A 5710-nucleotide genomic window follows, 5' to 3' on the forward strand; every position below is an offset into this window, starting at 1 on the left:
TACGGCGCAGCGTACCGCTTCCACCTCAGCATTGCCCTGACGGTGAATAGCGCGTGCCAGCAGATGCCCCGCCAGCCAGGCACTTTGACTGTCCACCGAGGGTGACACGGACTCGCCAAAACGCTGGCGATAGCAGCGCAGAAATTCGCGATTAGCGGGTGTATTTATGGACTGGAACCAACTCGCCGAGACCAGATACCCCTCCAGCGCCTCTGCGCCAATCATTGCCACTTCGGGTTCGCATAATGTCAGGCTAAGTTTCAGTACCTCGTTCATCCAGGGCTGTTGCAGACTGGCTTGATGCCAGGCACGATAAAAGCTGTAGGCACTTTTGCCCACCATGGTATTAAGCAGTACTTTGGGTCGACGGATGATGATATCTGCAATCAGCTCATCAACGTTCTCTTCGCCCAGCGGTAACAGTTTGCTCTCCAGCACGTTCCCGCCAGCAGGGATCACCACTTCGCGTGTGATACGATCCATTTCCCACGACCAGACGTAATTCGAACCCACGTGATACATCTCCACGTCCTGCTGCTGCAACAGCCAGCGCAGCAGGGGCAACATGTGCTGATTCGGCGCTGCGCCGAGATAAATCACACTGTTGCTGCTTTCAAATCCTTCATAGCGCGCAGAATGCCATAGCAGGGCATTCGCGCCCTCCACCAACGGCAGAATGGTTTTACGCGCCGCAGAGGTGTAACAGCCGATCAGATGGCGCACACCGTGGCGATACAACAGGTCATGACAGTCCTGGTAATATTTATCCAGCGAACCGCCGGGATCGCGCACGATGGGCGCGAGGGTGAAGTCATAAAGCGGATTAGCGTTAATCTCCTCAATAGCCAACAAAATACCGTTAAGCATTTCGCGGCCAATCACCGCGTAATCGCCGGAAACGGAATAGAGGATGCCAACGGGAATGACATGTTCTTGTGCTGACGCTGAGGTTGCCGTCATGGTTGCTCCAAATCTTCCAGGTAACGTTGGGCGGCCATAAAGCCGCCCTTGTGGTGGCTCAAGCGGGCCTACAAAACTAACGCATTCACCAGCGCGGTGTAATAGTGGGGTTGGCGCATTAACACCAGATCTTTACGTCTTACCACATGATTAGGATAAGCGGTATCTGGCGAGCCGGTGGTGATATCCAACACCGCTAAACCCTGAGCGCCAAATGCCTTGATCTCCGTACGAGGGAAAGCAAAGGTATCCGGGCCAAACACGCCGCTGAGACCGAAACTCTCTCCCTTTGCAGGAGGCCAGTTGGCAAAGGCCAGCCACACGTTATTCTCTCCCGCACGAACGCGCGGCAACAGCCAGTGATAAGGATCGGCTCCGCGTGGGATCGGCCAGGCATGGGGAATTGCCGTGCCCGCGTGCGCCATTGGCGTTGGCGTGTTGATTTGTGCGGGGCAGGCGATGATATCGCAGCCTTCCAGCGCCAGGATGCGTGCAGCTTCAGGTACCAGCAAATCTTCCCCAATAAGAATACCGACACGGCCACAGGGGAGATCGCAGGTCACCCACTGATTACCCGCACTGGCCCATTGCTGGTCTGCTTCACTCAGATGGATCTGACGATAATGTGCGCTTACGCCTGCACTACTCACTAATAGCGCGCTGTTGTAAAAGTGATTATTGTCCCGTTCGACCAGGCCCGCCAGCAAGGCGATATCCAGCTCAATGGCGAGTTTAATCAACTGCTGAACAGGCGCATCGTTCAGGGTCAGCGCATTGCTCTGGCCTGCACCGCCGCTCAACGCGCGCTCCGGTAGCACCAGCAATTCCGCTCCACGAGATTTTGCCTGTTCTGCCCAATGGCGAATCAATTGCAGATTCGCCGTGACGTCATTTTCGGGTCTGAACTGCGCGACAGCCACCCGGGAATCTTTGGCTGCAGGCAACGGATCGCGTCCGTACAGGCCGAAGAAATCCTGAGGATTCCACATAAAGGTTTGTGTCATCAGCCGTTGATACAGCTCCGGACGACGCTTCTGTAGTGTCTTATTCACGCTGGGCACATGAAGTTCTGCGCAGAGTATCTGATCGCCACTGTCACCACTCGCCAGTAAGCCGCCATCACTGTCCACAATGCAGCTGCCGCCGCTAAATTGCACGCCACGCTCCCAACCCCAACGGTTGCTCTCGATCAGCGCACAGCCATTCTCCCAGCCGCGCGTCAGCCAGTAAGGGGCGGGAGTGCGTTCGGCCAACCAGTTACTGATATGGCAGATAATGTGTGCACCACCCAGCGCCGCGAGGCGAGCGGTTTCGATAAAGTGGATATCCATGCAAATCAACAAAGCAATATTGCCGATTTCGGTGTTAAACACCTGATGGCCCACATCACCATTGGCGGCCCATTTCGGTTCGGAAATGTAGGGGTGTGTCTTACGATGCACCCCAATTAATCCTTGTGGGCCAACCAGCACTGCGCTGTTGTAGTAAATATTTGTGACGGCGTCACGTTCTGGCATGCCAAATACCAGATAGCAGTGATATTCGCGGGCAATGGCCGCAAAGGCCTGGCTGGCGGGGCCATCTGCGGTTTCCACAAAGGGAGCGACTTCGTCACGGCCTTGCCAGCAATAGCCGGTGGTGGCCATTTCAGGCATCACGATCAAACGTGCGCCGTCACGAGCTGCGTCCGTGGCTAATTGGAGCAGACGCGCCACGTTTTCATCTTTGCGAAATTGAGTCGGTTCAAATTGAATCGTTGCGACTTTAACACTCATTATTTAGCCTCCTTGCTCAGTACGGGGGTCAATACCGGCTTGGGCCCTTGATAGGCATCGGACGGTTTCCATGCGGTGGGCATATCTTCTGGGAAGGTTTTGAAGTAGTAACGACCGCGTGTCGCGACGCTAATGGCGACGTGCAGTACCGGGCCAACCAGCATGGCGATAAAGGAGGCATAAACCATTGGATACATGCCAAGCACGCCAGCAGCGCCGATGGCGACCGCAACGCAGAGTGCAATCACGCCACTCGGGTTCCACATGCGCAGATACTCTTTTCGGAACTCGACAAAGTCTGACGGTGCCAGATGCAGCATCTTACGGCAGACATAGTAATCCGCGAGGATAATGAATACCCACGTGTTGGTGAGAATACCGGTAATCGACAAGAAGGTGCCGGTGTACTGGAGAATATTACAGACGTAGAACACCACGCCGAGCAACCAGACCAGCAACATCCACCATTGACGGCCAGGACGATAGTTCAACGCCATATCCATGGTGTTCGACAGGGCAATGGAGCCAGAGTAAAGGTTGAGTACGTTGATACGAATCTGGGTGATCACCGCGAACAGTACGCCGGTTAATCCAATGATCAGTGGGAATACAAATCCGGGATCCAGCGCCAGTGACCAGACATCTTGCCCCTGAATATGCGGCATTAGCGTATAGGCCATAAACGCACCAAACAGCATCACCACCACAATCGGAATCAACATGCCCAACATAATGGTTGCCGTGCCTTTGTGGCTGATACCCGGACGGGCGAAGCGGCCATAATCGGTTGCCATCAAGCCCTGGAACACGATCTGTCCATTGGCCATATTCATGACTAACCAGATCGCATTGCTGTCAATTTCACCTTTAGGCTGCCAGCCGCTAAAGCCCACTGAAGGGTAGTGATGCGTAAGCTGCCAGATACAGAAGCCGAACAGCAGGATGAAAATCGGCACCCCCCAGGTTTGCAGGAATTGCATCGAGGACATGCCTTTCCACACAAACCAGATCGCGGCCAGCCCCATCAAGGCAAAAATTGCAATACCGGTTATTGAGTTGACCGGCACGCCTGCATAGTTGGCGATGGCATGGGAAACTATGGTGCCTTCAAACAGGAAGTAAAAAATAAAGTTAACGGCGTAGATCAGAGAGGTGAATGCCGAGCCCATGTAACCAAAGCCGAGTCCACGCGTCATCAGATTCAGTGACAATCCCTCTTTGCTCGCCATTTTCATGATGCAGGAGCCAATCAGGGTGGCGAACACCACCATGTAGCCAATAGGCAGCAGCAGGAGCGGCCAGCCGACCTGATAGCTGATATCCGCGCCGAGGCTAAACCAGAACATGGCGGTTGAGTTGCCCAGCAGCACTAAAATGATCGCCGGAATCGGCCAGCGATAGTGTGACGGCACTCGGCCGACGGCGTAATCTTCCACCGCTTCCGCTTCGGTGATGTCTTGTGGTCCCTGAAACCACGTTTTTAACTTGCTCATAGCGTTACTCCAAAAAAAAAGCCCCGCCGACAGCATTGCCGGTGGGGCTTCTTCGCCTGAAATCGATGTATTGGAGTGGCACTCAGCCACAAACCGCTTTCCAGACTACGGCGCCTGTTCCTGACCAGCAGGATGCGGTAATTAGAGTGAAGCAATTGGCGTGCCAGAGTTGAGAACAGAGAAGGGATGGTTGTTGCAGTGCAGCGCGCGATTGGTCGCCATGAAGGGCAACCCTACGACAACCGTGCACGGTTTGATGCGCAACTACGCTATCCGGCATTGTGCACGTTTTTGTAGGGTGCGCATTTTTGCGCACAGGCACCAAAACAGTGCAGTCCGCACTGTGATTGCACGCATGCAAAGTTTTATTTGATGCAATAAAAAAGCCGATAACCGTTGCCAGTTATCGGCTTTATCGCGTTAAGCGAGATTACGCGTTCAGCAACTGATTCGCGGTTTTCTCAACCAGCGCCAGCAGGACTTTGATATCTTCCAGCGTTACCGTTGGGTTCAGCAGCGTCAACTTCAGGCAGGTGACGCCCTGGTTTTCGGTTACGCCGACGTTAGCGCGACCAGAATCCAGTAGCGCATCACCGATGCGTTGGTTGAACAGGGCAATCTGCGCGATATCGGTCAGTTGCTCTGGACGGTAGCGGAACAGCACGCTAGCCAGCTGCGGCTGCATAACCAGCTCAAGGCGTGGTTCTGCAGCGACAAATTTAGCCACTTCCTGCGCCAGGGTCACACCGTGATCGATGATCGCCGCGTACTGTTTCTGACCCAATGCTTCGAGACCCATCCACAGTTTCAGCGCATCGAAACGACGCGTGGTCTGCAGAGATTTCGATACCAGGTTAGGTACGCCGGCTTCTTCGTCGAATTCGGAGTTCAGATAAGCCGCCTGATAACGCATCAGCTCATAGTGACGCTCGTCTTTCAGCAGGAATGCACCACAGCTGATGGTCTGGAAGTACTGTTTGTGGAAGTCCAGGGTGACTGAATCCACCAACTCCAGGCCGTCCAGGTAATCACGATACTTCTCAGAAAGCAGCAGTGCGCCGCCCCATGCCGCGTCTACGTGTACCCAGATATTGCGCTCGGCAGCAATACCCGCGATTTCACGCAGTGGGTCGATGGCACCCGCATCCGTGGTACCCGCGGTGGCGACGATAGCCAGAATCTGCTCACCGTTCGCTTCCGCCTGCGCCAGCTTGGCTTTCAGGTCAGCTACATCCATACGGGCGAATTCATCAGATTTCACCTGTACAACGGACTGATAGCCGTGGCCGAGCAGGGCCATGTTCTTCTGCACGGAGAAGTGTGCGTTCTCGGAACACAGCACTTTAATCTTACGCAGATCGCCTGTAATGCCATTCTGCTGAACAGAGTGGCCCTGACGCGCATAGAAAGCATCACGCGCCAGCATCAGACCCATCAGGTTACTCTGGGTGCCACCACTGGTGAACACACCAGCATCACCGG

4 protein-coding genes are annotated in these 5710 nt (G+C 54.6%); all 4 read right to left on the reverse strand.

Going from position 1 to position 5710, the window contains the following annotated elements:
- Positions 1-960: transporter substrate-binding protein (locus PSSD_RS25190; RefSeq protein ID WP_058974143.1), on the reverse strand; the 960-nt coding region annotated here is incomplete at its 3' end.
- A 68-nt stretch (positions 961-1028) separates the two neighbouring features.
- Complete coding sequence (locus PSSD_RS25195) at positions 1029-2735, reverse strand: nitrilase-related carbon-nitrogen hydrolase (RefSeq protein ID WP_058974144.1); 1707 nt, start codon at positions 2733-2735, stop codon at positions 1029-1031.
- The gene (locus PSSD_RS25200; RefSeq protein ID WP_039332906.1) at positions 2735-4228 is read right to left on the reverse strand and encodes a purine-cytosine permease family protein; all 1494 of its coding nucleotides are present in this window, start codon (positions 4226-4228) and stop codon (positions 2735-2737) included. The genes PSSD_RS25195 and PSSD_RS25200 overlap by 1 nt, the downstream gene beginning before the upstream one ends.
- A gap of 430 nt (positions 4229-4658) precedes the next feature.
- A partial coding sequence (locus tag PSSD_RS25205) for a pyridoxal phosphate-dependent decarboxylase family protein (protein WP_058974145.1) occupies positions 4659-5710 on the reverse strand: 1052 nt, incomplete at its 5' end.

The sequence above is a fragment of the Type-D symbiont of Plautia stali genome, assembly GCF_001485335.1.
Lineage (GTDB): Bacteria > Pseudomonadota > Gammaproteobacteria > Enterobacterales > Enterobacteriaceae > Pantoea > Pantoea vagans_C.

Excerpts from the sequence above, each read along its gene's own strand:
- PSSD_RS25195 (WP_058974144.1), bottom strand. The coding sequence starts at position 2,735 with ATGAGTGTTAAAGTCGCAACGATTCAATTTGAACCGACTCAATTTCGC.
- PSSD_RS25200 (WP_039332906.1), bottom strand. The coding sequence starts at position 4,228 with ATGAGCAAGTTAAAAACGTGGTTTCAGGGACCACAAGACATCACCGAA.